The 25,582-nt window shown below is 73.2% G+C and carries 22 protein-coding genes; 11 read left to right on the top strand and 11 right to left on the bottom strand.

Features of this window, described 5'->3' with window-relative positions; all coding sequences use genetic code 11:
* The first annotated feature begins 3 nt into the window (after positions 1 to 3).
* Both AB0H82_RS29445 and AB0H82_RS29440 read left to right on the top strand, forming a co-directional pair.
* The gene (locus AB0H82_RS29445) at positions 4 to 738 is read left to right on the top strand and encodes an enoyl-CoA hydratase family protein (protein WP_362998010.1); all 735 of its coding nucleotides are present in this window, start codon (positions 4 to 6) and stop codon (positions 736 to 738) included.
* Complete coding sequence (locus AB0H82_RS29440) at positions 726 to 1,334, top strand: TetR/AcrR family transcriptional regulator (RefSeq protein ID WP_362998008.1); 609 nt, start codon at positions 726 to 728, stop codon at positions 1,332 to 1,334. Before AB0H82_RS29445 ends, AB0H82_RS29440 begins: the two co-directional genes overlap by 13 nt.
* 124 nt (positions 1,335 to 1,458) lie before the next feature.
* Here AB0H82_RS29440 and AB0H82_RS29435 read toward each other — a convergent pair whose 3' ends face one another.
* The gene (locus AB0H82_RS29435) at positions 1,459 to 2,559 is read right to left on the bottom strand and encodes a citrate synthase 2 (protein ID WP_362998006.1); all 1,101 of its coding nucleotides are present in this window, start codon (positions 2,557 to 2,559) and stop codon (positions 1,459 to 1,461) included.
* A gap of 238 nt (positions 2,560 to 2,797) precedes the next feature.
* Between AB0H82_RS29435 and pdxH the strand changes: the two genes are divergently transcribed.
* Positions 2,798 to 3,433, top strand: a complete 636-nt coding sequence (pdxH, locus tag AB0H82_RS29430) for a pyridoxamine 5'-phosphate oxidase (protein ID WP_362998086.1) — start codon at positions 2,798 to 2,800, stop codon at positions 3,431 to 3,433.
* Here the strand turns inward: pdxH and AB0H82_RS29425 are convergent.
* Positions 3,423 to 4,286 (bottom strand): alpha/beta hydrolase, encoded by an 864-nt coding sequence (locus AB0H82_RS29425; RefSeq protein ID WP_362998005.1) that lies wholly within the window; start codon positions 4,284 to 4,286, stop codon positions 3,423 to 3,425. The genes pdxH and AB0H82_RS29425 overlap by 11 nt on opposite strands.
* A 1,058-nt stretch (positions 4,287 to 5,344) precedes the next feature.
* On the bottom strand, positions 5,345 to 6,037 hold the full coding sequence (locus AB0H82_RS29420; protein ID WP_362998003.1) for a metal-dependent transcriptional regulator: 693 nt from the start codon (positions 6,035 to 6,037) through the stop codon (positions 5,345 to 5,347).
* Between the two features lie 160 nt (positions 6,038 to 6,197).
* Here AB0H82_RS29420 and AB0H82_RS29415 point away from each other — a divergent pair, with 160 nt between their 5' ends.
* The gene (locus AB0H82_RS29415) at positions 6,198 to 6,962 is read left to right on the top strand and encodes an SIS domain-containing protein (RefSeq protein WP_362998001.1); all 765 of its coding nucleotides are present in this window, start codon (positions 6,198 to 6,200) and stop codon (positions 6,960 to 6,962) included.
* Positions 6,963 to 6,968: 6 nt separating this feature from the next.
* On the opposite strand, the gene AB0H82_RS29410 is transcribed toward AB0H82_RS29415, so the two are convergent.
* The 4 genes from AB0H82_RS29410 to AB0H82_RS29395 all read right to left on the bottom strand — a co-directional run bounded on the left by AB0H82_RS29410 (position 6,969) and on the right by AB0H82_RS29395 (position 11,873).
* Entirely contained in the window at positions 6,969 to 8,360 is a 1,392-nt protein-coding gene (locus AB0H82_RS29410; protein WP_362997999.1) for a PAS domain-containing protein, read from the bottom strand.
* A gap of 400 nt (positions 8,361 to 8,760) precedes the next feature.
* Entirely contained in the window at positions 8,761 to 10,359 is a 1,599-nt protein-coding gene (locus tag AB0H82_RS29405; RefSeq protein WP_362997997.1) for a transporter, read from the bottom strand.
* Positions 10,356 to 11,132 (bottom strand): ABC transporter ATP-binding protein, encoded by a 777-nt coding sequence (locus tag AB0H82_RS29400; protein WP_362998084.1) that lies wholly within the window; start codon positions 11,130 to 11,132, stop codon positions 10,356 to 10,358. Before AB0H82_RS29400 ends, AB0H82_RS29405 begins: the two co-directional genes overlap by 4 nt.
* Positions 11,133 to 11,213: 81 nt before the next feature.
* Positions 11,214 to 11,873, bottom strand: a complete 660-nt coding sequence (locus AB0H82_RS29395) for a bifunctional DNA primase/polymerase (protein ID WP_362997995.1) — start codon at positions 11,871 to 11,873, stop codon at positions 11,214 to 11,216.
* 315 nt (positions 11,874 to 12,188) lie between these two features.
* On the opposite strand from AB0H82_RS29395, the gene AB0H82_RS29390 reads away from it, so the two are divergent.
* Both AB0H82_RS29390 and AB0H82_RS29385 read left to right on the top strand, forming a co-directional pair.
* Positions 12,189 to 13,580: a transcriptional regulator gene (locus AB0H82_RS29390; protein WP_362997993.1), complete on the top strand. Its 1,392-nt coding sequence runs from the start codon at positions 12,189 to 12,191 to the stop codon at positions 13,578 to 13,580.
* A gap of 158 nt (positions 13,581 to 13,738) precedes the next feature.
* Positions 13,739 to 16,537, top strand: a complete 2,799-nt coding sequence (locus tag AB0H82_RS29385) for a hypothetical protein (RefSeq protein WP_362997991.1) — start codon at positions 13,739 to 13,741, stop codon at positions 16,535 to 16,537.
* Between the two features lie 15 nt (positions 16,538 to 16,552).
* Here AB0H82_RS29385 and AB0H82_RS29380 read toward each other — a convergent pair whose 3' ends face one another.
* The gene (locus AB0H82_RS29380; protein ID WP_362997989.1) at positions 16,553 to 17,827 is read right to left on the bottom strand and encodes an ABC transporter substrate-binding protein; all 1,275 of its coding nucleotides are present in this window, start codon (positions 17,825 to 17,827) and stop codon (positions 16,553 to 16,555) included.
* Positions 17,828 to 17,945: 118 nt separating this feature from the next.
* On the opposite strand from AB0H82_RS29380, the gene AB0H82_RS29375 reads away from it, so the two are divergent.
* Complete coding sequence (locus tag AB0H82_RS29375) at positions 17,946 to 18,446, top strand: hypothetical protein (protein WP_362997987.1); 501 nt, start codon at positions 17,946 to 17,948, stop codon at positions 18,444 to 18,446.
* Between the two features lie 86 nt (positions 18,447 to 18,532).
* On the top strand, positions 18,533 to 19,414 hold the full coding sequence (gene purU / locus AB0H82_RS29370; RefSeq protein WP_362997985.1) for a formyltetrahydrofolate deformylase: 882 nt from the start codon (positions 18,533 to 18,535) through the stop codon (positions 19,412 to 19,414).
* A 19-nt stretch (positions 19,415 to 19,433) separates the two neighbouring features.
* On the opposite strand, the gene AB0H82_RS29365 is transcribed toward purU, so the two are convergent.
* The gene (locus tag AB0H82_RS29365) at positions 19,434 to 20,756 is read right to left on the bottom strand and encodes a zf-HC2 domain-containing protein (protein ID WP_362997983.1); all 1,323 of its coding nucleotides are present in this window, start codon (positions 20,754 to 20,756) and stop codon (positions 19,434 to 19,436) included.
* A complete protein-coding gene (locus AB0H82_RS29360) occupies positions 20,753 to 21,349 on the bottom strand; it encodes a sigma-70 family RNA polymerase sigma factor (RefSeq protein WP_362997981.1) in 597 nt (198 codons plus the stop codon). Before AB0H82_RS29360 ends, AB0H82_RS29365 begins: the two co-directional genes overlap by 4 nt.
* A gap of 287 nt (positions 21,350 to 21,636) precedes the next feature.
* Here AB0H82_RS29360 and AB0H82_RS29355 point away from each other — a divergent pair, with 287 nt between their 5' ends.
* Both AB0H82_RS29355 and AB0H82_RS29350 read left to right on the top strand, forming a co-directional pair.
* Positions 21,637 to 22,011, top strand: coding sequence for an STAS domain-containing protein (locus AB0H82_RS29355; RefSeq protein WP_362997979.1), 375 nt, complete (start codon positions 21,637 to 21,639; stop codon positions 22,009 to 22,011).
* A 141-nt stretch (positions 22,012 to 22,152) separates the two neighbouring features.
* Positions 22,153 to 22,665, top strand: a complete 513-nt coding sequence (locus tag AB0H82_RS29350; RefSeq protein ID WP_362997977.1) for an EF-hand domain-containing protein — start codon at positions 22,153 to 22,155, stop codon at positions 22,663 to 22,665.
* A gap of 28 nt (positions 22,666 to 22,693) precedes the next feature.
* Here AB0H82_RS29350 and AB0H82_RS29345 read toward each other — a convergent pair whose 3' ends face one another.
* Positions 22,694 to 24,271, bottom strand: a complete 1,578-nt coding sequence (locus AB0H82_RS29345; RefSeq protein WP_362997975.1) for an AMP-binding protein — start codon at positions 24,269 to 24,271, stop codon at positions 22,694 to 22,696.
* Positions 24,272 to 24,431: 160 nt separating this feature from the next.
* Between AB0H82_RS29345 and AB0H82_RS29340 the strand changes: the two genes are divergently transcribed.
* Positions 24,432 to 25,574 carry an acyl-CoA dehydrogenase family protein gene (locus AB0H82_RS29340; RefSeq protein WP_362997973.1) on the top strand — a complete coding sequence of 381 codons (1,143 nt, stop codon included), beginning with the start codon at positions 24,432 to 24,434 and terminating at the stop codon, positions 25,572 to 25,574.
* The last annotated feature ends 8 nt before the right edge of the window (positions 25,575 to 25,582 follow it).

Here is a 25,582-nt window from a genome sequence, read left to right as displayed (position 1 = left end):
TCCGTGAGTCTTTCCGTCTCTTCACCGGTGCGCGGCATCACCACCGTCACCCTGGACGCGCCCGAGCGGCGCAACGCGCTCTCGGCGGAGGTGGTGGGCGCCCTGGCCGAGGCGCTCGCCGACCTCGGCAAGGACCCCGGCACGCGCGCGGTCCTCCTCACCCACACCGGTACGACGTTCTGCTCGGGCGCCGACCTGAAGGCGCCGCCCGACCCGCGGGACTTCGTGGCACTGCTCCGGCAGCTCGTGGCGCTCCCCAAACCGGTCGCCGCGCGGGTGGACGGGCACGTGCGGGCGGGCGGGCTCGGGCTGCTCGGCGCCTGCGACGTGGCGGTCGCGGGCCCGGGGGCGTCGTTCGCGTTCACCGAGGTGCACATCGGCGTCGCCCCCGCCGTGATCTCCCTGCCCCTGCTGCCCCGCCTCGACCCGAGCGCCGCGTCCCGCTACTACCTCACCGGGGAGCGCTTCGACGCGGCGGAGGCGGCCCGGATCGGCCTCGTCACGGTCGCCGCGACGGACGCCGGCACCGCACTCGGCACCATGCTCGACGGGTTCCGAGCGGCGGCGCCGGGCGCCCTGGCCGAGACGAAGAAGCTGCTCACGGCTAGGGTGCTCGACGCATTCGACGACCAATCGGACGCCCTCACGGCCCTGTCCGCGCGGCTCTTCGGCTCGGCCGAGGCGCGCGAGGGGATGACGGCGTTCCTCGAACGACGGGAGCGCCCATGGGTGCTGTGACCGCCGCCGGCCAGGCACCCAAGCAGGAGCGCGCGCCCAAGCAGGACCGCAGCCGCGCGACCCGGCAGAAACTCCTGGAGGCCGCGGTGTCCTGCCTCGCCGAACACGGCTGGGCGGGCTCCACGGTCTCGGTGGTCGCCGAGCGGGCGGGCGTCTCGCGGGGCGCGGCCCAGCACCACTTCCCCACCCGGGAGGACCTGTTCACGGCGGCCGTCGAGTACGTCGCCGAGCAGCGCTCCACGGCGCTGCGGGCCCTGCCCGCACAGGACAGGGCCTCCGTCGTCGCCGCCCTCGTCGACCTCTACACCGGCCCGCTCTTCCGCGCGGCGCTCCACCTCTGGGTGGCCGCGTCGAACGAGCCCCAGCTCGGCTCCCGCGTCACGGAACTCGAATCCCGCGTGGGCCGCGAGACACACCGCATCGCGGTGGAACTCCTCGACGCCGACGAGTCCCGCCCCGGCGTCCGCGAAACGATCCAGGGCCTCCTGGACATGGCACGGGGCCTGGGCCTGGCGAACCTGCTGACGGACGACGGGGCGAGGAGGGAGAGGGTGGTGGCGCAGTGGACGGTGCTGGTGGAGGGGGCTTTGCTCTGAGACTTCCCCGAGCCCGCCCCCATCGCCGGACGAGGTGGAAATCAGCCTCTCCGGCGATTGAGGAGCGGGGTCCGGGGCAGCGCCCCGGGACGTCAGCGCACGACGAGGTCAGCGCACGACGACGTCAGCGAGCGATCTCGTCGTAGCCCTCGATCGCCTGCGGGGCGCGGCTGCCGGGCCCCACGTACCGCGCCGAAGGCCGGACGAGGCGCCCCGTCCGCTTCTGCTCAAGGATGTGCGCCGACCACCCCGCGGTCCGCGCGCACGTGAACATCGACGTGAACATGTGCGCGGGCACCTCGGCGAAGTCGAGGACGATCGCCGCCCAGAACTCCACGTTCGTGGCGAGGACCCGGTCGGGCCTGCGGGCGTGCAGCTCGTCGAGGGCCGCCTTCTCCAGGGCCTCCGCGACCTCGAAGCGGGGCGCCCCCAGCTCACGGGCGGTGCGCCGCAGGACGCGCGCGCGGGGGTCCTCGGCCCGGTACACCCGGTGCCCGAAGCCCATCAGCCGCTCACCCTTGTCCAGGGCCTGCTTCACGTACGCGACGGCGTCCCCCGTGCGCTCGATCTCCTCGATCATGCCGAGGACCCGGGACGGGGCACCGCCGTGCAGCGGCCCGGACATCGCGCCGACGGCCCCGCTCAGCGCCGCCGCGACGTCCGCGCCGGTGGAGGCGATGACGCGGGCGGTGAACGTGGACGCGTTCATGCCGTGCTCGGCGGCCGACGTCCAGTACGCGTCGACGGCCTGCACGTGCTTCGGGTCGGGCTCCCCGCGCCACCGCTTCATGAACCGCTCGACGACCGTCCCGGCCTTGTCGATCTCCCGCTGCGGAACCATCGGCAGGCCCTGCCCGCGGGCCGACTGGGCGACGTACGAGAGGGCCATGACGGCGGCGCGCGCCAGGTCCTCGCGGGCCTGCTCCTCGCTGATGTCGAGCAGCGGCCGCAGGCCCCAGACGGGCGCGAGCATCGCCAGGGCGGACTGGACGTCGACGCGGATGTCGCCGGAGTGCACCGGGATCGGGAAGGGCTCGGCGGGCGGCAGACCGGGGTTGAAGGCGCCGTCGACGAGCAGGCCCCACACGTTCCCGAAGGAGACGTGGCCGACCAGGTCCTCGATGTCGACGCCGCGGTAGCGGAGCGCGCCGCCTTCCTTGTCCGGTTCGGCGATCTCCGTCTCGAACGCGACGACTCCTTCGAGACCGGGTACGAAGTCGGACATCAGGCGGCTCCTCAAGATGGATTCGACATGGCTCGCGGTCCGGAACGGTAACCCGGTGATGCCCCGTGAGGCTGGTGGTCACCCAACCGATACGGCAGCAGGACGATATCCCTTGGTGCCACCTTTGGCGACGGTATGCGGCACTCAGTGCCACACGTCACCTCGGCGCGCCGCGCGGCAAGTACGGCAAGATGACCGGGTGACCGATTCGAGTGTCCCCCTCCCGGAACCGGCCGACATGCGTGAGCAGTACGTCACCGGAGGGCTCTCCGAGGCCGAGCTGCCCGCCGTGCCCATGGACCAGTTCGCCCTCTGGTTCAAGGAGGCGGCACGCGACAGGGACGCCGTCCCGGAGCCGAACGCCATGGTCGTCTCGACGGCCGACGAGGCGGGCCGGCCCAGCTCCCGCACGGTGCTCCTGAAGGGCTTCGACGAGCGAGGCTTCGTCTTCTACACCAACTACGGCTCCCGCAAGGCCCGTGAGCTCGCCGCCAATCCGTACGTCTCGCTGCTCTTCCCCTGGCACGCCGTGGCCCGCCAGGTGATCGTCTCCGGCACCGCGGAGCGCGTCGGGCGCGAGGAGACGGTCGCGTACTTCCGTACCCGCCCGCACGGCTCCCAGCTCGGCGCCTGGGCCAGCGCGCAGTCCTCCGTGCTCGCCTCGCGCGCCGAACTCGACCGCGCCTACGCCGATCTGGCGGCCCGTTACCCGGAGGGTGAACAGGTCCCGGTGCCGCCGCACTGGGGCGGCTTCCGGGTGACACCGCGGGCGGTGGAGTTCTGGCAGGGCAGGACGGACCGCCTGCACGACCGTTTGCGGTATGTGCGCACGGAGGACGGCGGGGGCTGGCGGGTGGAACGCCTCAGCCCGTGAGGACCCCGTCCAGGAACGGTTCCACCGCGGCGCGCCACGCGTCCGGCTGGTCGTAGTGCACGAGGTGCCCCGCGTCGGCCACCTCGGCGTACTCCCCGCGGGGCAGCACGCGGACCATCTCCTGGGACTCGGCCCGGCCGAGCTCGCCGTCCTGGCCCCGCACGACGAGCGCGGGGCAGCGGACCTGGATGAGCTCCTCCCAGTGCGCGTCGTGCACCCACGTCTCGCGGGAGCTGAGCATCTGGGCGCGGTCGAAGACGGGCCGCCAGCCGTCCGGGCCCTCGGCCATCACCTCGGCGAAGAACTCACCGCGCGCGGGGTTGGGGCGCTCCACCCAGGGATCGTCCTCGCCGAACCACTTGCGTACGTCGGCGAGCGTCGCGAACGGCACCGGCCAGGACTTGAACCAGTCCTCCCAGTCGCGCTGGGACGCGGCCCCGAGCGCGGAGGCCCGCATGTCGCAGATGACGAGGCCCTGGACGAGGTCGGGGCGGCGGGCGGCGAGCTGCCAGGCGGTGAGGGCGCCCATGGAGTGGCCGATGAGGACGGCGGGGGCGAGGCCGAGCTGGACGAGGGCGGCCTCGGCGTCGTCCACGTAGGCATCGCGGGTGTAGGGGCCGTCGGCGGGCTTCTCGCTCCTGCCGTGGCCACGCTGGTCGAGGGCGACCGCGCGGTGGCGCTCGGCGAGCCAGCGGGCGGTGTCCGCCCAGTGTGAGGCGCGGCCCATCAGGCCGTGCAGCAACAGCACTCCGCCGGACGCTCCCTCGGCCTCCCTGAGCTTGGGAGGGTCGGCGTACTCCCAGGCGGCGAGGCGTACGCCACCTGCGCCCGTCACGTCGATGCGCCGCACCATGGTTCCTGGCACCCCCTCGGTCCCGCTCGGGTTTCACGCCTGGCCCTGCTTCACACCCCGCACGCTATCGAACTCCCTTTCGAAATCGGCCGGTTCGCCGATAACACCCCACCTTCGGGTGACCACGCTCAAGGATTGGCAGGCGTGGCCGAGGGGAGATCTTCATCGGGAGGCGGACCGCTCGGGGAGTTCGGTCCGAGGGGAATGACCCTGAGAGCTCGGGGCTCCGGGTCAGTACAGGGGAGGACAGGCCCCGGCGCTCATCAGCGCCGGGGCCCTCACCAGACGCACCGGACGGGCGCATCCTCCAGCCCCCTCTCCGGCCGGCCGGGCCCGGCACCGACACGGTCAAGAGCCCTCAGGTCATATGCCTCTCGCGACAGCCTCGCACGCAAAACGCTCGCGCGCTGCGATTCCGCACACTGAATCTTGGACTCCGCAAAATCGCGCGGCGTCCGTGAGCACCCGTCAACTACCTCACGCACAACAGAAGTTGCCCCCACGCCGGGAACGGCCCCACGCCGGAAGGCGCCCCACGACGGGGAAGGTGGCCCCAGCGGGAGGCGGCGGCCCCGCGACGGAGAAGGTGCCCCGGAGCGGCCGCGGCCCCGCAGCGGAGGGCGCCCCGCGACGGGGAAGGTGACCGGCAGCGGAAGGCGCCCCGCAGCGCAGGGCGCGCCGCGACGGGTGAGGTGCCCCGGAGCGGGAGGCGCCCGGCGACGGGGGAGGCGCCCCGCAGCGGAGAAGGTGCCCCCCCCAGCGGGCGCGGCCTCGCAGCGGAAGGCGCCCCGCGACGGGGAAGGTGCCCCGGAGGGGCAGCCGCCTAGCAGCGGAGAAGGTGACCCCCAGCGGGAGTCGCCCCGCGACGGAGAAGGCGCCCCGGAGCGGGCGCGGCCCCGCAGCGGAGGGCGCCCCGCGACGGGGAAGGTGACCGGCAGCGGAAGGCGCCCCGCGACGGAGAAGGTGCCCCGCAGCGGAAGCCGCCCCACGGCGGGGAAGGTGCCCCGGCCCGGGAGGCGTCCCGCAGCGGAGAAAGTGACCCCCGGTGGGGGGCGGTCTCAGCGCTTGGCGACGAAGACGTGTGACGCGATCTCCGAGGTGAGCTCCGCGGCCTCGCCGCTGCTGCCCACCAGGACACCGCCCGCCGACTCCGTCACGCTCACCACGGAGCCCGGCTGCACGCCGGCCCGCCGCAGCGTGTACATCAGCTGCGCGTCCGTCTGGATCGGCTCGCCGATGCGGCGGACCACGACCGTCTTGCCCTCGGAGCCCGGGTCGAGCTCCGTGAGGGAGACCATGCCCTCGTCCAGGAAGGGGTCCGCGCCGTCCTTCTCGCCCAGCTCCTCCAGGCCCGGGATCGGGTTCCCGTACGGAGACTCGGTGGGGTGGCGGAGGAGCTCAAGGACGCGGCGCTCCACCGCCTCGCTCATCACGTGCTCCCAGCGGCAGGCCTCGGCGTGCACCTGCTCCCACTCCAGCCCGATCACGTCGACGAGCAGGCACTCCGCGAGGCGGTGCTTGCGCATCACACGGGTGGCCAGGCGGCGGCCCTCCTCGGTGAGCTCCAGGTGCCGGTCGCTGGCGACCGCCACCAGGCCGTCGCGCTCCATGCGCGCCACGGTCTGGCTCACCGTCGGTCCGCTCTGGTCGAGCCGCTCGGCGATCCGGGCGCGCATGGGGACCACACCTTCCTCCTCCAGTTCGAGGATGGTGCGCAAATACATCTCAGTGGTGTCAATCAGCCCCGACATGGGTGCCCCTCAGAATTCGCTCGTGCGCTGGCCCTGCCCTCAATTCTGACGCATACCACTGACAACCGTGTCGCGCCGGTGGAATTCCCGCCCAGTACCGGCCTGTGAGGGCCTGCGACGGTGTTGACAGGGCACTGGTCCAGACCGCAACGTGATGCGAATGAGCTCGAAGAGCGAGAGCAAGTCGGCAGGTCAGTACTTCGATGCCGCGATCGGACTGCTCCAGAGGGTCCGCGACGAAGAGTCCGGGAACGTGGCGGAGGCGGGCACGCTGCTCGCCGACGCGGTCGAGTCCGGCGGCCGCCTCTTCGCCTTCGGCGCCGGGCACTCCTCCCTCGCCGCGCAGGACGTCGTCTACCGCGCGGGCGGCCTCGCCCTCGTCAACCTCCTCGCCGTGCCCGGAGTGGTCGGCGTCGACGTGATGCCCGCGACGCTGGGCTCAGCCCTGGAGCGGGTCGACGGCCTCGCGGGCGCCGTCCTCGACTCCTCGCCGGCCCGCCCCGGCGACGTACTCGTGATCGTCTCGCTCTCCGGACGGAACTCGCTGCCGGTCGAGATGGCCATGAACGCCCGCGCCCTCGGCCTGAAGGTCATCGGCGTCACGTCGGTGGCGTACGCGACGGAGACCAGGTCGCGGCACGTCTCCGGCACCTTCCTGAAGGACCACTGCGACGTGGTGGTCGACTCCAAGATCGGCGTCGGCGACGCGGAGCTCTCCCTCGACGGGGTCGACGCCCCGTTCGGGCCCGCCTCCAGCGTCGTCACCAACGCGCTGATGCAGGCCATGACCGCCGCGGCCGTCGAGAACCTCGCCGAGCGCGGCATCCAGCCACCGCTCCTCAGGTCGGGGAACGTGGACGGCGGCCACGACTGGAACGGACGAGTCTTCCGCGAGTACGGAGACCGGATCTTCTACCGGCACTGATCTGGCTCAGGGTTCCAGGGTCTGTGCCAGGTCCAGGGACGCGGCGACCCGGGACGCGACGCTCTCCGCGTACGTCGCGTCGCCCCGGTCGAACTGGCCGCGTGCCGCCCCGCGAAGGAAGGTCAGTACGCCCAGCGTGCGGCCCCGGCTCCGCAGCACCACGCACAGGGCGTGCACCGACTCCTCGGGCCACTGCCGCACCGTCGCCCACTGCCGCGCCCGCTCCGGCGCGGCCGCCGCCCCCGCGCTGGCCCGCACCGATCCGGTGCGCTCCACGCACTGGGGGGCGGGGTGCCCTTCGGGGTAGCGGACGGGGACGCCCGCCGTGGCGACCGGCAGGCAGGGTCCAGGCGGCCCCGCGGGCGTCGCCGCGACCCGCACGAGCCGCACCGGGTCCCCGCCGGCCACCAGGTCCACCAGGGCGTGGTCGGCGAACCCGGCGAGCGCGAAGTCGAGCTGGACCGTCGCCGCCTCCATGGGGCTCTCGCACTCCGCGGTGGCCCGCGCCGCCCGGTGCAGCTGCTGGGAGCGGAACCGCAGCTGCGACGCCTCCTGCTCGGCCTGCTTGGCCTCGGTCACGTCGAGGAAGAGCCAGCCGACGCCGAGCGGCACGGGCTCCTCCGCGAGCGGCGACGCCAGCCGCAGGAAGCCGCTGCGCCAGCAGCGCCGCTCACCCCCGCCGCCCTGCCCGGCTTCGGACTGACCGGCCCCGGCCCGCACCGACACCCACATCTCGGCGGGCGCTGGCGGCGTCCCCTCGGCCAGTACATGGGTCAGCGCGCTCTCCAGCTCCTCGACGCCCGTCCCGAGCAGATCGGCGAGGGGCCGCCCGAGGACGGCGGCGGGGCCCACTCCGAAGGCGCGGGCGGCGTGTTCGTTCACCACGGCGGGCCGCAGGTCCGCGTCGACAAGGACCACGCCCCACGAGGCGCTCTCGAAGAGGGCCTCGCTGAGCGCGATGGACCGCTCCAGGTCTATCTGCGCGTGGACCTCGCTGAAGGCGCAGTACACCCCCGAGGGCTTGCCGTCTCCGCCCCGCACGGCCGCCGACTGCATCCGCACGAGCACCCGCCCGCCGTCCTTCGTCACGAGCGCGAACTCGTGCACCTGCCGCCCCGGCGCGTCCATCGCGGACAGCAGCCGCTCCTCGACCTCCCCGGCGTCCGCGGCCCGCACCGCCCACCCCGCGAACCCGCGCCGCCCGACGGCCTCCGCCGCCGACCAGCCGAGGATCCGCTCGGCCTCGCGGTTCCAGTGCGTCACCACACCGTCGGCGTCGAACGCGCACAGCGCCGCGTCCATCCCGTCGAGCAGTGCCGCGAGCAACTCGGCCCCGCCGGGCTCGGGTTCTTCAGGACCCAGTTCGTCAGTGGTTCCGCTCTGCCGCGAAGCACTCACGTGGCACCCCCTACAGGCCGTCTGCCTGTACCGCATGTCAGATCATTCAACTGGAACGTGACGCACCCCACAGGAAGTTCCCGGAAGTCGTGCGGAAAATCGTGCGGGGAAATTCGGTTGTGCGGCCCCCGGGACGGTTTCTAGGGTGGCGTGCACACGAGAAGGGAGGTGGTTCGGCAGATGTATGGAAACCGGACGCGTGAGGTGACTGCGGGCTAGCGGCCCGACGTCGCAACTCGAATTCGGCGCCGGACCAGCGCGTGTGATGTGCGCGCAGCCGGCCCTATTCCCAAGCGGTCACCCGACCCGCGAGCCGCCGGTACGTCCGGCCGGCTTCCTCCGCCCCGGCGGCAGGAACCACGGCTCGCGGGTCGTCTGCGTGCACAGGCCCCCGGGGCGTTCAGCCCCTGCTGACCGCCGTGAGGATCTCCGGCAGGTGCCGCGCGAGCCGCGGCGCGGCGAGCCGCGTGCCCAGCTCCGTCACCACCGCGCCGTACGCCGCGCCCAGCGGAAGCAGCACCCAGCTCCAGGAGGACGCGCCCGACGCGTGCAGCCAGATCGTGAGGGCCAGGACGGGGGCGCACAGGAGGGCCGCCGCGACCATGCCGCCGAAGATGGAGATCCAGGCGAGTCCCGCCTGACCGGGGGCGACGTTCTTGTAGCCCTCCTGCGGGATCGAGTAGGGGAAGCGGGCCGAGGACCACGCGCCCGTGGCCAGCATCGCGCCGAGCAGGGCGAAGGAGAGGCCGAGGACCTCCGGCAGCGCGGGCCAGTCGCCGAGCATCGCGGTGGTGAGGACGGTGACGAGCGCGGCGTACGGAAGGGTGATGAGCAGCAGCGCCAGGGCCCGGCCGCGCAGCTCCACGTACGCGTCGCGCGTGGAGGAGATCGTCATCGCCACCATCCAGAACGCGGACGTGTCCTGGCCGAACTGGTTGTACATGAGGATGCCGAGCATCCCCGCCGCGAAGCACGCGAAGTAGACGGAACCGGTGCCCTGCAGAGCGTTGAAGAGCGGCACGATCAGGCCGATGGCGAGGGACGTCACCCAGGCCGCCTTGGTCTTCGGGTCGCGCCACACGTAGCGGAGGCTGCGCTCCATGACGGTGCCGGTGCGGCCCGCGGGGAGCAGCGCGCCGAGGGCGCCGGAGGTGCGGGAGGTGCCCTTGTCGGGGGCCGCCGCGGCGAGCGTGGAGCCGTCCGGTGTCGTCATCAGGCGGGTGAGGCTGTGCTGCCAGAGGGCGAGGAGCGCCAGCAGGGCGGCCGCGGAGAGGGCGAGCTGGGCCGCCGCCGTCCCGTACGCGCCCCCGCTCACCGAGTCCACCGCGCCGAGCGCCGCGGCCGGCGGGATCCAGCGCACGACGCCCGCCGCCGGGTCGAGCGTGTCGAGGCCGGACGAACCGAGCTTCTGCGCCCCGAAGTTGACGGCCTGCGCGCCGACGGCGATGACGAGGCCGCTGAGGACCGCGAGGTCGCGCCCCTTGCGGCTGGTGAGGAGCCGGATGTTGGCGGCGGCGACCGCGCGGGCCAGCGCCACGCAGAGGAGGAGGGCGAGGGCGGTGGCGAGGACGCCGGTGGCGGCTGCCGCCGCGCCGTGGGCGAGGGCGACCGTCGCACCGGCCGCGAGGCACAGGGTGAACAGGGGGCCGATGCCGACGAGGGACGCCACCAGGAGGGCCCGGACGAGGGGACGGGGGCGCAGCGGCAGCATCACCAGGCGCATCGGGTCGAGCGTCTCGTCGCCGCTGGGGAAGAAGAGCGGCATGACGGCCCAGCCGAGGGCGAGGACGCCGACTAGCAGGACGCAGACGGTGGCGGCGTGCGCGTTGCCGCGCAGGGCGACGAGGCCGAGCAGCTGGAGCGCGGCGAAGAGGAGCGAGACGGCGACGGACGCGATGTAGGCGGCGCGGCGGCCCGCCGACTGGCGCAGGCCGTTGCGCAGGAGGGACAGCTTGAGGCGTACGAGCACGGGGGTGATCGCCGGGGTCGGTGCCGTCATCGGAGGCCGCCGCCCAGCCAGTCGAGGTCGGAGCTCGCGTCGCGGCTGTTCGCGCCGACGAGTTCGAGGAAGGCCTGTTGCAGTGAGGGTGCCTCGCCCCGCACCTCCGCGAGGGTGCCGTGGGCGCGGATGCGGCCCGCGGCCATGACCGCGACCCAGTCGCAGAGCGACTCGACGAGCTCCATGACGTGCGAGGAGAAGACGACGGTGGCGCCGGAGGCGGTGTAGCGCTCCAGGACGCCGCGGATGGTCTGGGCGGAGACGGGGTCGACGCCCTCGAACGGCTCGTCGAGGAAGAGGACTTCGGGGTTGTGGAGCAGCGCCGCGGCGAGGCCGGTCTTCTTGCGCATGCCGGTCGAGTAGTCGACGACGAGTTTGTGCTGGGCGCCCGCGAGGTCGAGTACGTCGAGGAGCTGGGTGGCGCGCTTGTCGACCTCGGCGCCGGGCAGACCGCGCAGCCTTCCGGTGTACGCGAGGAGTTCGCGCCCCGAGAGCCGCTCGAAGAGGCGCAGGCCCTCGGGCAGGACACCGATGCGGGCCTTGACCTCGACGGGGTCGCGCCACACGTCGTGGCCGACGACCTCGACGGTGCCGTGGTCGGGCCTGAGGAGGCCGGTGACCATGGAGAGGGTGGTGGTCTTGCCCGCGCCGTTGGGCCCGACGAGACCGATGAACTTGCCCGCGGGCAGGGTCAGATCGATGCCGGCCACCGCGACCTGCTCGCCGAACCGCTTCCAGAGCCCCTGGATCCGTACCGCCGCCGCCTCGGTCACCGTGCCGCCCTTCGCCGCTTCCACCGCTTCCGCCGTGGTCCGCACGATACGTCGGCGGCGGCACAGGGGGCGGTCGGCCGCTCAGCGGCGCGCTTCCCTGCCGCACGCGTACGCCAGCGGGGAGATGATCTCCTCGGCGTCCGGCAGCCAGCGGTTGGCGGCGGTGGGGCGGCAGGCCCACTGGACCGCGCCCGAGGTGCCGAAGCGGGTCGGGGGCGCGGCCACATAGGTGCCCTCGCCGAGCGGGACGAGGTCGATGGCGGCCGGCGGCCAGCCCAGCTTGCGGACCAGGTCGGGGACCTTGGCGGTGGCGCCCGGCAGCACGAAGAACTGCATGCGGCGGTCGGGCGAGCGGGTCACGGGGCCCAGCGTGAGCTCCATGCGCTCCATGCGCGCCAGGGCGAGGAAGCCTGCGGTCTCGGGCACGTCGATCGCGTCGAACGTGCGCCCCGTCGGGAGCAGGATCGACGCCTTGGGCTGCTTCTGCCAGAGCCGTCGGGCGACCGTCGCGCTGCCCGTGGCCTGGGTCGCCCAGTCCTCCCGGGCGGGATGTGCGCCGGGCGCATCACACGGAACGTCCCCGCACGAGCACCGCTCGACCCCTTCGGCGGACTCCAGCCAGGTCCCCGGAAACACGTCCCAGTGACGCTCCTCCGCGTACCGCACGGCCGTGTCCAGCAAGGCTTCTCCGCGCTGCTTCGGGATCTGCGCGGCTGACGTGACTCCGATGGTCTCTTCCACGGAGGTCTCAACTCCCGGTGCCACCGCGGGTTACGGGCGCACGCGCGGGCGGGGGAGGAGCATCGATCCTGCGGCTGGGGCGCATGGGTGCATGGGTGGGGGCGCGCAGGAGGAATGGCTCCCGGGTGCGGGTAACCAGGTCACGGGCAGTCAGAGAACGCCTCGGAGAAGCATTTGTAGTTCTTATAGTTCTTTATGCCTTCTTTTGCTTCTTTTGTGGCGCATCTTCGCCTTGCCTCAAGGGCATTGATCATCGTGAGGCGGCCCACCGAGGCCGACCGATCCGATGGTCCACGGTGCACAAGGGGGTACGCCATGGCCGCAAGGCCGCTCGTCGCGCGACAGCCCAACGAAAGGCTGCAGGCGCTCATCCAGGAAGCCGGCTGCTCCAACGCCGGACTGGCCCGCAGGGTCAACATGTGCGGTGCGGAACACGGTCTCGACCTGCGTTACGACAAGACGTCGGTGGCCCGCTGGCTGCGCGGGCAGCAGCCGCGCGGCCGGGCGCCCGGCATCATCGCCGAAGCACTCGGCCGCAAGCTGGGCCGCACCGTCACCATCGACGAGATCGGCATGGCGAACGGCAAGAACCTCGCCTCCGGCGTGGGGCTGCAGTTCTCGCCGACCGTTCTCGGCGCCATCGAGCAGGTCTGCGAGCTGTGGCGCAGCGACGTGGGCCGCAGGGACTTCCTCTCCGGGTCGTCCGTGGCCGCGTCCGCGCTCGTCGAGCCCAGCCGCGACTGGCTGATCTCGTCGCCCGACTCGCAGGTCGGCAGGGCCGCCGGGCCGCGCGTCGGCATGGCGGACGTGGCCGCGGTCAAGGCGATGACGGAGGCGCTGACCCAGCTGGACCACCAGTTCGGCAGCGGCCACGTGCGGCCGGTCGTCGTCCACTACCTCAACTCCGTGGTCTCCGGACTCCTCGCGGGCTCCTACCGGGAGGCGGTGGGACGCGAACTGTTCGCCGCGGTGGCCCGCTTGACGGAGCTCGCCGGGTACATGGCCGTCGACACGGGCCAGCCGGGCCTCGCCCAGCGCTACTACATCCAGGCGCTCCGCCTGGCCCAGGCGGCGGGCGACCGCGGATACGGCGGGTACGTCCTCGCGGCGTCGATGAGCCACCTCGCCGCGCAGCTCGGGAACCCGCGCGAGATCGCGCAGTTGGCGCGGGCCGCACAGGAGGGGACGCGCGGCAGGGTCACGCCCCGCGCGGAGGCGATGTTCTACGCCGCCGAGGCGCGCGGGCACGCGCTGCTCGGCGACGCGCGGGCCACGCAGGTCGTGGCGGGGCGGGCGACCGATGCGATGGACCGCGCGTCCGGCAGCACCGCCGACTCCGGTGACGACCCGGTGTGGATCCGGCACTTCGACCACGCATATCTGGCCGATGAAATGGCGCATTGTCACCGGGACTTGGGCCAGGCGGACGCGGCGGCGCGCAGCGCCCAGGAGTCCCTGGACGGGCACCCGGAGACACGGGCGCGCCGTCGTGCGATCGGCCTCGTCCTCCTCGCCACGGCACAGGTGCAGCGGCGCGAGGTGGAACAGGCCTGCCACACGGGCCTGAAGGCCGTCGAACTCCTCGGCACGCTGCGGTCCAACCGCGGCGCGGAGTACCTGGAGGACTTCCAGGACCGCCTTGAGCCCTACCGGGAGGAGCCGGTGGTACGGGAGTTCGGGGCACGCGTCGACGTCCAGGCGGCGTGATCCGGCGCGGCGCGCCCCTGAACAGCGCCGGGGCGGGAGGTTTTGTTACAGCCGACGTCGAGCGGAGGGCGGCGTTCTGAGCTGCGTGGCAGAGGGATGTGGCGACCCGGTAGCGTGACCCGACGGTTCCGTAGGTCCCCCCAGGTGTAGGAGTCCCGGTGACGCAGCAGAGCGGTCAGGGCGCTGCTTCTTCCGATCCGCAGCAGCGGCCCGCCCACGAGGGCGTCGTGCTGCCCGCGGACGGCGGCGAGCCGCTGTTCCCCACCACCGGCCGCCACAGCGCCCCGCCGGAGGGCACCCCCTGGGGCCACCCCTGGGGCCCCGAAACCCCCACCCCCCCGGCCCAGCCCCTCCCCCCGGAGACCACCCCCACACACGACGCCTCATACGCCGGCCAGCAACAGGGTTACGCCCCCTCACAGGTGGCCCCGACCACTCCGCAGCCCGGCTACGGCTACCCGCAGCAGGGCCCGGGGGCCCCGCAGCCCGGTTACGGCTACCCGCAGGCAGGCCCGAGCGCTTCGCAGCCGGGGTACGGCTACCCGCAGCCTGGGGCTGATGTCTCGCGGGCCGGGCAGGCCATGCCGCAGCCGGGGCCTGGCACCTCACAGGCCGGCTATGGCGCCCAGCATGCGGGCCAGGGCGCTTCGCAGCCGGGCTATGGCGCCCAGCAGTCGGGTCCGGGCACCCCGCAGTCGGGGGCTGATGCCTCGCGGGCCGGGCAGGCCATGCCCCAGCCGGGGTCCGGTGCCGCGCAGCCGGGCTATGGCGCCCAGCATGCGGGCCAGGGCGCTTCGCAGCCGGGCTACGGCACGCAGCAGTCGGGTCCGGGCACTCCACAGCCGGGGTACGGCTACCCGCAGCTGGGAGCGGATGCTTCACGAACGGGACAGGCCGTGCCGCAGCAGGGGCCCGGCGCCTCGCAGTCCGGCCAGGGCCCCCAGGGGCCGGGATACGGCTACCCGCAGCAGGGGGAGGGGCCCCAGCAGGCGGGGCCCGGTACTCCGCAGGCGGGACCCAGTGCCTCGCAGTCCGGCTACGGCGCCCAGCAGTCGGGGCCCAGCGCCGCGCACGCCGGGTACGGCTACCCGCAGGCGGGTCAGGGCCCCCAGCAGTCGGGGCCCGGCGCCGCGCAGGCCGGGTACGGAACGCAGCAGGCCGGGCCTGGCGCCTCGCAGTCCGGCCAGGGCCCCCAGGGGTCGGGGTACGGCTACCCGCAGTCGGGCCAGGGCCCCCACCAGGCGGGTCACGGCACCCCGCAGACGGGTTCCAGCGCCTCACAGGCCGGCCACCGCGCCCAGCAGCCGGGGCCCGGCGCCGCACAGCCCGGATACGGCGTCCAGCAGTCGGGATCCGGTGCCGCGCAGTCAGGGCCCGGCGCCCAGCTGGCGAGCCCGGGCACTCCCCAGTCAGGACCCGGCGCCCCGCCGACGAACCAGGGCGCTTCGCAGCCCGGGTACGGCTACCCGCAGGCGGGTCAGGGCGGTCCCCAGCCCGGGTACGGCTACCCGCAGCAGGGCCAGAGTGCCCCGCAGCCCGGGTACGGCTACCCGCAGCCGGGGACCGGTGTCGCGCAGCCGGGGACCGGTGCGTCTCGGTCCGGCTACAGCGGTCAGGCGGGGCCGTACGGGGAGCAGAGTGGGGCGGCGTACGGGGCCGGGGCGGGGCAGGGCGCGCACAGGGCGCAGGCGGCGCACGGAGGGCGAGAGGGGGCGCCTCGGGAGGGGGAGGCCTCGCAGGGGAGACACGGTGCGCATGCCGCGCCGGGGCAGCCGGGGCAGGGCCAGGGGCAGGGGCATGGTGGGGCAGGTGCGTTGCGGCGGGGGCATGGGGCGCATGCTGCGCCTCAGGGGGCTCAGCCGTTGCCCCCCGTCACCCCCGCACCGCAGAGCATGCCGTTGCCGCCCGTCGCCGCGCCGGGGGCGCCCTCCGACAGTGAGGCGACGCAGTACATACCCCCCGTGCAGGACGAGGGGGCCACGCAGTACATACCCCCGGTGGGGCCCGGTGCGCTGCCGCCCGAGGCTCCCGCCGCCGATGCCACGCAGTTCCTCGGTCGCACCCCGGCCGCCGCGTCCGACAGTGATCCCACCCAGTTCATCGCGCCCGTCCCGGCCGATGGCGCGCCGCCCGAGCCGGCCGCCGCCCCGTACGGCATCCGGCCCGGCGCCCCCGGCGACCGGCAGCCGCCCGCCGAGTTCGACAGCCTCTTCCGTACCGAGGCCGAGGCCGGGGCCGAAGGTCCCGCTTCCACTCAGCAGATGCCCCGCGTCGAGGCGCAGGGGCCCCCGCCCCCACCCGCACCCGCGGCCGGCGGCCGCCGCAACCGCACCGGATCGAAGGTGCCGCTGATCGCCGCCGTCGGCGTCGGCATCGCCCTGCTCGGCGTCGGCGCGGGCGCGCTGCTCAGCTCCGGTGGTGGGGACGAGGAGAAGAGCGACGACGGCAAGCCCGTCTCCGCCTCCGCCGAACCCGACGAGCGGCCCTCGCCCACCGCCGACCCCGCCAAGGACCAGGCCGTCGCCCTGGACAAGCTGCTCGCCGACAGCAACGACAGCCGTGACACGGTCATCGCCGCCGTACGCAACGTAGGAAAGTGCCAGAACCTCAGCCAGTCGGCGAAGGACCTGCGCGGCGCGGCCCGGCAGCGGAACGGGCTCGTCACCCGGCTCGCCGCCCTGAAGGTCGACAAACTCCCGGCCAACGACCAGCTGACCGCCTCCCTCAACAGGGCGTGGAAGGCGTCCGCCGCGGCGGACAACCACTACGCCGCGTGGGCGGACCAGGTGGCGGGCAAGAAGGGCTGCAGGAAGGGCCACGCCCGCAACACCTCGCAGACCGTGGCGGGCAACCGGCAGAGCGGCGCGGCGACGACGGCCAAGGAGCAGGCCGCCAACCACTGGAACGCCATCGCGCGGAAGTACGGCCTGACCGAGCGCACCAAGACCCAGCTCTAGCGCGTCGAGTACCCGCTAAGCCGTCTGCTCCAGTGTCTTCTCCACGTTCACGAAGCCCTCGCGGGCCGGGACGAGCCGCCCGTCCCGCACCACCTGGAACGTGACGCCCGAGTTGATCAGGCGCGGGTACTCGCTGGCGGCGAGCAGGTCCTCGAAGCGCCAGCTCAGCGGCGGGGTGAGGCCGCCCGTCTCGACGCGCAGGCCACCGTCGAGGGCGCGGCGCAGCGTGCGGGACGTCACCTCTTCGCCGTCGAGCGACTCGACGGCCTGCTTCAGGACGGTGTACGCGATCCACGTCGTCTGGACGCCCGCGTCCGCCGGGTCGACCCGGTTGTCGCCGAACGCCTGCTCGCGGATGACGTCCCGCATCCGGTCCCACCTGGCGTCGCCCGCCGCCGGGTACCAGCCGGTGACGTACGCCCCCTCGTAGGGACCGTTCGCGCCGCCGGTGCGGTCGATGAGGGACTGGTCGACGCTGCCGAGGACCGAGGAGATCCGTACCGGCGGATAGTCGTCCTTGGTGCGCCGGAACGAGTCGTAGAAGGTGTCCGTGCGCGCCCCGAGCGCGGCGGTCACACAGCCGTCGGAGGCGCCCGCGTCCTTCAGGGCGCGCTCGGCCTGCGGAGTGAGGTCGGTGCCGTCCTCGGGCGCGCGGATGTCCGAGACGGGCTTGTGGTGGCCGTCGGCGAGGCCCTGGTTGAGGAGCTTGGGCAGCTCGTCGCCGGCGAGGGTGTCGGGGCGGACGAGGGAGACGCGTTCGCAGCGGGCGGCGAGCTGCCGGCCGTTGCCCGCGAGGAGGGCGGGCTCGCCGCCGTTGACGGGGTACGAGAGCGGGCTGCTGAATTCGTCGTCGGTGATGCCGTAGCCGCCGATGTAGGGGATGCCCGCGACCTCCAGCGGGCCGAGGAAGGAGCGGCCGTGCTGGCTGTACGCGCCGACGACCGCCACCACGTCGTTCTCGACGGCCTCGCGCGCGCAGTTCGCGGCGCCCACCGAGTCGTTGTGGTCGTTGCAGGTGAGGACCTTCAGCTCGCGGCCGCCGAGGCCGCCGTGGGCGTTGACCCAGCGGGCGTAGGCCTGCGCCATGGCGGGGACGCCGGGCTTGTTGGTGGCCTTGGTCTTCTCGGGGGCCCACGTCATGACGGTGATGGGGTCGTCCCCGGAACCCCCCGTGGTTCCGGGGATGACCCCGCAGCCGGATATCAGGGACGTACACGCCGCCACAGCGGCCGCCGAGAGTGCTGCGGTTCGGGAGGGGCGGGGGAGGAAGGTGCGTCGCCAGCCGGTCATGTCCCTGCACGATTCCGTGACGTGGCCAACCGTGGAGTGACGCGTTCTCAACGGACAGTGACATGAAGGTGAACGGGCGGGGTCCGGTTCGCGTGCGCGCGGTGGGAACGTACGATCCATGACCGTGCAAGGTTCGGAGAAGTCTTCCCGTCGCGGCCGTCGCTCCAGCACCATGGGTGGCATGCCGACCAACGACATGCCGTGGTGGCGCTGGCGCAGCAATGTGCGCTCCGCGCTGCACATGCTCTCCGACCCCGCGTTCCAGCGGGAGTGCTGGCTCGCGGGGCGTGACGAGTACGGGGATGTGACCGACGCCGTGTACCGGCTGGTCGAGGACACGTGGCTGGACAACTGGTCCGCCGAGAAGTACGTCGGCACGATCTTCCGCGACCCGCAGGAGGCGGCCCTCGTCGACACGGCCGTGCTGCGGGTCCTGCGGATCATGCACGAGGTCGGGCCCGACGCGCTGGTCTCCGTCTATCTGGAGCACCCCGGCTGGCCCGAGGCGGTCCGTGCCGCGCGCGACGCGCACGTCCGGCTCGCGGCGGGCGACGGGGACGACCCGGACGTACCGCCGCAGACGCTCGAAGTGCTGCGGATCATGACGCGGTCCGCCTGACGGTCCTCTCCACGCTCCCGGGGCGACACGGTCCGACCCGCGGGACGATTGCCGTCCGCGGTCCCCGCTGTGGGAACCTTGGCCGCATGAACGAGCAGTCCACCGCGCCCGCCGCCCCCGCTGAGCAGTACGTCCTCACCCTCTCCTGCCCCGACAAGCAGGGCATCGTGCACGCCGTGTCGAGCTATCTCTTCATGACCGGCTGCAACATCGAGGACAGCCAGCAGTTCGGCGACCACGACACCGGTCTGTTCTTCATGCGCGTGCACTTCTCGGCCGAGGCCCCGGTGACCGTCGACAAGCTGCGGGCGAGCTTCGCCGCGATCGGCGACTCCTTCCACATGGACTGGCAGATCCACCGCGCCGAGGACAGGATGCGGGTGGTCCTGCTCGTGTCCAAGTTCGGCCACTGCCTGAACGACCTGCTGTTCCGCTCCCGGATCGGCGCGCTGCCGGTGGAGATCGCCGCGGTCGTCTCCAACCACACGGATTTCTCCGAGCTCGTCGCCTCGTACGGCGTCCCCTTCCACCACATCTCGGTGACCAGGGACACCAAGCCGCAGGCCGAGGCGCGGCTCCTGGAGATCGTGCGCGCGGAGAACGTGGAACTGGTCGTCCTCGCCCGCTACATGCAGGTCCTCTCGGACGACCTGTGCAAGGAGCTCAGCGGGCGGATCATCAACATCCACCACTCCTTCCTGCCGAGCTTCAAGGGCGCGAAGCCCTACCACCAGGCGCACGCCCGCGGTGTGAAGCTGATCGGCGCGACCGCGCACTATGTGACGGCCGACCTCGACGAGGGGCCGATCATCGAGCAGGAGGTCGAGCGCGTCGGCCACGACGTCACCCCCGACCAGCTGGTCGCGGTCGGCCGTGACGTGGAGTGCCAGGCGCTTGCGCGGGCCGTGAAGTGGCACGCCGAGCGCAGGATCCTCCTGAACGGCCGCCGCACGGTGGTCTTCGCGTAACCCTTCCTGTCCGGCCGCGCTACATCCGGCTCAGTGAGGCCGCCGCGAACAGTACGTCGCGGATCGCCTCGCGGTCGCCGTCCTGGCCGGCGGCCGCCTCCTCCGGCGAGACGTGGCCCGCCGCGAGCCGACAGAACTCGACGCCGTCCAGCGCCACATGGGCCACCTCGTGCTCCCGCGACCCGGTCGCCGCGGGGGAGTCGAGCGGGATGAGCCACTCGCCGCCGCCGAGCCCCTCGATCTCCAGGCGCAGACTGCGGCCCGGCGCGCCCGCCGCGACGAGCTGGCGGGGCGGCGTCGCGAGCCCGGAGCGGCGGCGCTCGGCGAGCGTGCCGGGGAGCATCCGGGCCGCGAGGTCGATCATGCGGTGGAGGTGCCGGGGCGCGGGCGGCGCGTACGGATAGTCGACGGCGTCGGCGATGTCGCCCGCGTGGATCCAGCACTCGAAGGCGCGGTCGACCATCGAGTCGCGCAGCGGCAGCTCGACGGTCTGCCGCGGTCCGGGACCGGCGCCGCTGTCCGGGGCGGCCACCGTCCCGTACGGCACAGGGAGCCGGCCCGAACCGCCGCCCGCGAACGACACCGTGCGGACCAGCTCGTGCGTCTGGTCGCGCCAGGGGGTGCGCACCGCGCGTGTGGGCGGGAAGTACGAAGCGCGCCAGTACGCCTCGGTGCGGTGGGCCGGGTCCAGCGGGACGCCGGCCTCGGGGCCGAGCGGGTCGTCGAGGCCGAGGGCGAGCCCGACCATGCCGTCGACCGCGAGGAGGTGCGCGATGACCCCGGCCACGGTGGTCTTCCTGCTGGCCGGGCCCTCCTCCTCGAACCAGCGGAGCCGCACGGGGGCGTGCCACTCCGCGTCGCCGATGTCCTGGAGGAGGGCGTCGAGGCGGGCGGTCTCCGCGTCGTACGGAACGGCCCACTCGGGCACCGGGATGCGGGGCGGGCGGCGGCCGAGGCAGCTCTCCAGGACGCGGGTGCGCAGGCCCGGGTCGAGGTCGAGGCTCTCCTCGGGGTGGAGCAGGCCGACCGCGTCACGCAGCCGCAGCGCCTCTTCCGCGCAAGGGCCGCAGCCGCCCAGGTGCTCCTCGACGGCGATGGCCTCCTCCGCGGAGCAGGCGGCGAGCGCCCAGGCGCCGAGCAGGGACTTCAGGACGCGGTGCTCCAGGACGAGCGGCGCGGGCGCAGGCGGCGGCTCCGGCAGGTCGGGCAAGGCCTGTCCGGTGTCCTCTATGGAGGCGCGCGGTGTCGGTATGCGCGGCGCGGTGCCGTCGGGGCGGTCGGGGCGGTCGGGTCCGGTGCCGTCGGGCCCGTCGAGCGGCTCGGGGCGGTCGGCGCCGGTCACAGCGCGGCTCCGGGGCCGGGCGAGGTGTCGTGGGGCAGGCCGGTGGAGGGAGCGGGGGTGTCGTTGGCCGTGGCGAGGAGCTGCAGGCCGAGGCGGAGCCTGCGGCGGGCCTCGTCCTCGGTGACGCCGAGGTCGGCCGCCGTCTGGCGGTAGTCACGGCGCTGGAAGTAGGCGAGCTCAAGGGCGGCCCGCAGCGGGGTGGGCATGGCCGTCACGATGTAGTCCGCGCGGGCCGCGGCGGAGGCGCGGCGGACCTTGCGCTCCAGGTCCTCCGTGGTGCCCTCGCCGCCGCGGGCGAGTGCGGCGGACTCGGTCTGGCGGAGCCTGCGGACGGCCTGCTGGTGGGCGAGCGTGGCGATCCAGGAGCGGAGGGGGCCCTGGCGCGGGTCGTACGCGTCGGGGTTCTCCCAGACGTGGCCGAAGACCTCGCGGGTGACGCGGTCGGCGGCGCTCACGTCGCCGAGGACGCGGTGCGCGAGGCCGTGCACGAGCGAGGCGAAGCGGTCGTAGAGCTCTCCCAGCGCGGCGGCTTCTCCGTGCGCGAGCCGCTGTTGCATCCGGCGGTCCCAGCGCCGCGGCGCGTCCTTCGGCATGCGGCCCCCTCGTGCGCTTGCCCGTTGTTCTCGCTACTCGAACGGTACTTCGAGTTCTTCGCTCATGCTGCTGTCCCTCTCCCACGAATGTAGTCGGCGCCGCTGACAGGACACTCTCGATTGCGGCAAAGCCCGCACTCCGGCGGAGGCCGGATGATATTGACGGTGGCCTGCTGGTGTTTCATGGAGGCAGCGATGGGGCAGCCGAAGCTGAACGAAACGTAAGGACTGCTTCCGGATCTCTCCGCAACGGCGGGGCAGGCGAGGGCGAGCGAGAGGCGTGGCGCGTGACGCTCAAGGTGACAGTGAGCGAGCAGGCAGGCTGGGCCGTGCTGTGCGTCTCCGGTGAGATGGACCTGCTGACCTCGCCCGTGCTGCGCCAGCGCGTGCACGACGCCGTGGCCGACGGCCGCCGCCGTATCGTGCTCGACCTCTCCGAAGTACTGTTCTGCGACTCCAGCGGCGTCGGTGTGCTGATCGCCACACGACGGCTGATCCGTTCCTTCCAGGGCCGGCTGCGGCTGATACTGCCCGCCCAGGGCGCCGAGGACGGCTCGCACGTCAACCGGGTCCTCGCGGCGCTCGGCGTCCGCAGGCTCTTCGAGGTCTTCCCGGACGTGCCCGCGGCCCTGGACGACGGCGCGGCACCGCTCTCCGCCTAGGACGGCTCCCGGCCGCAGCAACTGCCCGCGGAACAGCTCCGCTTTCCCGCCTCCGGGCGGCCGTCGACCACGTACGCTCGCAGCCGGGGAGAACCACCCCGAGCAAGTATCCAACCGCGGAAGTGAGGCGGCCCGAAGATCATGGACAGTGCCGAGTACGAGCGTAGGATCGCGGCCCGGTTCGCCACCTTCGACCAGGACGGCAACGGCTACATCTCCCGTGAGGACTTCAGTACGGCGGCGGCGGCCCTGTGCGCGGAGTTCGGCGCGACGGCGCGGTCCGAGAAGGGGCAGGCCCTCTACATCGGAGCCGAAGCGTTCTGGCAGGGCATGGCCGGGATCGCGGACCGCGACGGCGACCAGCGGATCACCCGCGACGAGTTCGTGGGCGGCGCGGTGAAGCGGCTGCGGGACAACCCGGACCGGTTCGCCGAGATCGCCCGGCCGTTCCTGCACGCGGCGATCGACGTCGCCGACGGTGACGCGGACGCCGCGGTGACGCCCGTGGAGGCCAAGCGCGCCCTCAAGGCGCTCGGCGTGCCCGAGGACGTCGCCGAGGGTGTCGCCGCGGCCCTGGACGTGGACCGGGACGGCCGGGTCTCGGAGGAGGAGATCGTGACGGCCTTCGCCCAGTACTTCACTGTGCCCGAGTAGCACCCGCCGCCAGGTGTCCGAGTAGGCGTCAGGCCGGGGAAAAGCGCTCCCGCAGCTTGTACTTGAGCACCTTGCGCAGCGTCTCGTTGCGGGGAAGCGCCTCGACCACCTCCAGCTGTTCCGGCAGCTTGTAGGTGGCGAGGCCTTCCCCGCGCAGGTACGCGGTGACCGCCTCCAGCGTCAGCACGCCGGTCCCCGCGCGCTGTTCGACCACCGCGCAGACCCGTTCGCCGCGCTCCGGGTCGGGCAGCCCGACGACCGCGGCTTCGCCCACGGCCGGATGCTGGTGGAGCAGATCCTCGATCTCCTTGGCGGAGATGTTCTCCCCCTTGCGGATGATGACGTCCTTCGCGCGCCCGGTGAGGACCAGATGGCCCGTCTTCCTGAGGTGGCCGAGGTCCCCGGTGATCAGGAACCCGTCGGCGTCGAAGACGTCCGCGCTCTGCGCCGGGTCCACATAGCCCTGGCAGACGGCCTCGCCGCGCAGCCGCACCTCGCCGTCCGTGCCGGGCGGCAGTTCGTTGCCCTCCGCGTCCGTGATGCGGATCTCCATGCCCTCCGGGGGCCGCCCCTCGGTCGTCGCGAGGTTCTCCGCGGTGTCGTCCGGAGCGCCCATGGTGATCATCGGCACCTCGGTCATGCCGTACCCGTGCGTGAGCTGGCAGCCCATCTCGCGTACGACGGCGTGATAGATCTCCGGCGGCTTGGGCGCCCCGCCGCCCGCGAGGAGGCGCAGGGTCGGGATGACCTTCTGCCCCTCGGGCAGTTGGCGTTGCTCGGTGAGGAACATCGAGTAGAAGGCCGTCGACCCGCCCGCCACGGTCACACCGTGCCGCCGGTAGCCGTCGAGCGAGGCGGGCAGCGCGAAGTGCTCGAACATCACCGCGGGGAAACCGTAGAGCAGCAGCATCACGGTGTAGTCGGGGCCCGCGATGTGGGCGAAGGGAAACGCCATCGAGCCGACGTCCGACGCCCGCAGCCGCAGCGCGTGGGCCAGGCACGAGCCGCCCGCGATCAGGGACCGGTCCGTGTGCAGCACGCCCTTGGGGTCGGACGTGGTGCCCGACGTCCAGTAGATCCAGCGCACCGACGTGCCGTCGGAGGGCGGCGGGGGCAGGACCGCCGGGTCGGCCTCGGGCAGCGACGCGTACGCATCGAACACCTCGAAGTCGCGCCCCGCGCCGAGCCGGTACGCCATCTCCATGTGGTCGTGGCCGCGCCAGACCCCCGGCACGGCGAAGAACTCCGCCTTCGACTCCCGCAGCGCGAAGCCGACTTCGCGGTCCCGGTGGAAGGGGATGACGGGCGACTGGACGGCGCCGAGGCGGGCGAGCGCGAACGACAGCAGGGCCGTCTCGATACGGGTCGGCAGCTGCCAGGCGACGACCGTGCCGGGCCGCACCCCCCTCTCGTACAGGCCAGCGGCGACGTGCTCGGCACGGTCCCGCAGCTCACCGAAGGTGAGCGTGCGGTCGTCCGCGGGATGGGCCGCGGCCTGGATGAGGACGGGCCGCTCGGGGGTGAGGTCGGCGCGGCGCGCGATCAGCTCCCAGAGAGTGCGGGACGCGCCCAGTTCGTACGCGGTGTCGTCCTCCGACGTCCTCATGCGATCCCCTCCCGGCCCGGTACGGCAGAGCTGACGGTCAGTCAGATCGTGCCGAGAGCGTAAGCCCCGGCGCCTTGTCGGTCCAGGGGTGCGGGGCTAGCCTGCGGTCAGACGTCACCTGACGGCTCGTCAGGTCGCTTCCCGGACGCGTAGGAGCCGCATGGACCTCACGTACACCGACGAGGAGGAAGCCTTCCGGGCCGGGCTGCGCGAGTGGCTCACCGCGGTGCTGCCGACACTTCCCGCCAAGCCCTCCCCCCAGGACTGGCCGGGCCGCCGCGCCTACGACACCGCATGGCAGCGCATGCTCCACGACGCGGGCTACGGAGAGGTCCACTGGGACGCGTCCCCGACACAGCGGCTCATCTTCCTGGAGGAGACGGAGAAGGCGGGCGCCCCCTACGTGGGCGCCAACTTCGTGGGCCTGCTCCACGCGGGACCCACCATCGCCTCCGAAGGCACACCCGCACAGCGCGAACGGTGGCTGCCGCCCGTCCTGCGCGGCGACGAGGTGTGGTGCCAGGGATTCAGCGAACCCGACGCCGGATCCGACCTCGCATCGCTGCGCACGCGCGCGTGGCGCGACGGCGACCACTACGTAGTGAGCGGGTCCAAGATCTGGACCTCCCACGCCGAGGTGGCCGACTGGTGCGAGCTCCTGGTGCGCACCACCCCCGTCAGCGAAGCCGTGCCCAAGCACCGGGGCATCACCTGGCTCGCGATGCCGATGGACGCCCCCGGGATCACGGTGCGCCCGCTGCGGACGCTGGCGGGCTCGACCGAGTTCGCCGAGATGTTCCTCGACGAGGTGCGGGTGCCGGTGGCGAACCGCGTCGGGGACGAGAACGACGGATGGCGCGTCACGATGGTGACCCTCTCGTACGAGCGCGGCACCGCCTTCGTCGGGGAGGTGGTGGCCTGCCGGCGCGTCCTCGGCGAGCTGGCCCGCGAGGCCCGCTCCAACGGCCGCTGGGACGATCCGGCGCTGCGCCGCGGGCTCGGCCGGCTGAGCGCCGAGTTCTCGGCGCTGTGGCGGCTCATCCAGTGGAACGTGAGCGAGGCGCAGCGCACCGGCGGGGTGCCCGGCGTGGGCGGCTCGGTCTTCAAGCTGCGCTACTCGCACGCGCGCCAGGAGCTGTACGACGCCGCGGCCGACGTCCTCGGGCCCGGCTCCCTCGACCTGCGGCACGAGTGGACCCTCGACCGGCTCTCCTCGCTCTCGTACACGATCGCCGCGGGAACCTCGCAGATCCAGCAGAACATCGTGGCCGAGCGGATCCTCGGCCTCCCTAAGGGCCGGTGAGGGTCCGT

The sequence above is a fragment of the Streptomyces sp. NPDC050732 genome, assembly GCF_040654255.1.
Lineage (GTDB): Bacteria > Actinomycetota > Actinomycetes > Streptomycetales > Streptomycetaceae > Streptomyces.
This window is presented reverse-complemented; position numbering and strand designations above follow the sequence as displayed.

What these genes read in the sequence shown, in the direction of transcription:
- AB0H82_RS29440 (WP_362998008.1), top strand. Translation starts at nt 726, where the DNA reads ATGGGTGCTGTGACCGCCGCCGGCCAGGCACCCAAGCAGGAGCGCGCG.
- AB0H82_RS29435 (WP_362998006.1), bottom strand. Translation starts at nt 2,559, where the DNA reads ATGTCCGACTTCGTACCCGGTCTCGAAGGAGTCGTCGCGTTCGAGACG.
- pdxH (WP_362998086.1), top strand. Translation starts at nt 2,798, where the DNA reads ATGCGTGAGCAGTACGTCACCGGAGGGCTCTCCGAGGCCGAGCTGCCC.
- AB0H82_RS29425 (WP_362998005.1), bottom strand. Translation starts at nt 4,286, where the DNA reads ATGGTGCGGCGCATCGACGTGACGGGCGCAGGTGGCGTACGCCTCGCC.
- AB0H82_RS29420 (WP_362998003.1), bottom strand. Translation starts at nt 6,037, where the DNA reads ATGTCGGGGCTGATTGACACCACTGAGATGTATTTGCGCACCATCCTC.
- AB0H82_RS29415 (WP_362998001.1), top strand. Translation starts at nt 6,198, where the DNA reads ATGAGCTCGAAGAGCGAGAGCAAGTCGGCAGGTCAGTACTTCGATGCC.
- AB0H82_RS29405 (WP_362997997.1), bottom strand. Translation starts at nt 10,359, where the DNA reads ATGACGGCACCGACCCCGGCGATCACCCCCGTGCTCGTACGCCTCAAG.
- AB0H82_RS29390 (WP_362997993.1), top strand. Translation starts at nt 12,189, where the DNA reads ATGGCCGCAAGGCCGCTCGTCGCGCGACAGCCCAACGAAAGGCTGCAG.
- AB0H82_RS29380 (WP_362997989.1), bottom strand. Translation starts at nt 17,827, where the DNA reads ATGACCGGCTGGCGACGCACCTTCCTCCCCCGCCCCTCCCGAACCGCA.
- AB0H82_RS29375 (WP_362997987.1), top strand. Translation starts at nt 17,946, where the DNA reads ATGACCGTGCAAGGTTCGGAGAAGTCTTCCCGTCGCGGCCGTCGCTCC.
- purU (WP_362997985.1), top strand. Translation starts at nt 18,533, where the DNA reads ATGAACGAGCAGTCCACCGCGCCCGCCGCCCCCGCTGAGCAGTACGTC.
- AB0H82_RS29360 (WP_362997981.1), bottom strand. Translation starts at nt 21,349, where the DNA reads ATGCCGAAGGACGCGCCGCGGCGCTGGGACCGCCGGATGCAACAGCGG.
- AB0H82_RS29350 (WP_362997977.1), top strand. Translation starts at nt 22,153, where the DNA reads ATGGACAGTGCCGAGTACGAGCGTAGGATCGCGGCCCGGTTCGCCACC.
- AB0H82_RS29345 (WP_362997975.1), bottom strand. Translation starts at nt 24,271, where the DNA reads ATGAGGACGTCGGAGGACGACACCGCGTACGAACTGGGCGCGTCCCGC.
- AB0H82_RS29340 (WP_362997973.1), top strand. Translation starts at nt 24,432, where the DNA reads ATGGACCTCACGTACACCGACGAGGAGGAAGCCTTCCGGGCCGGGCTG.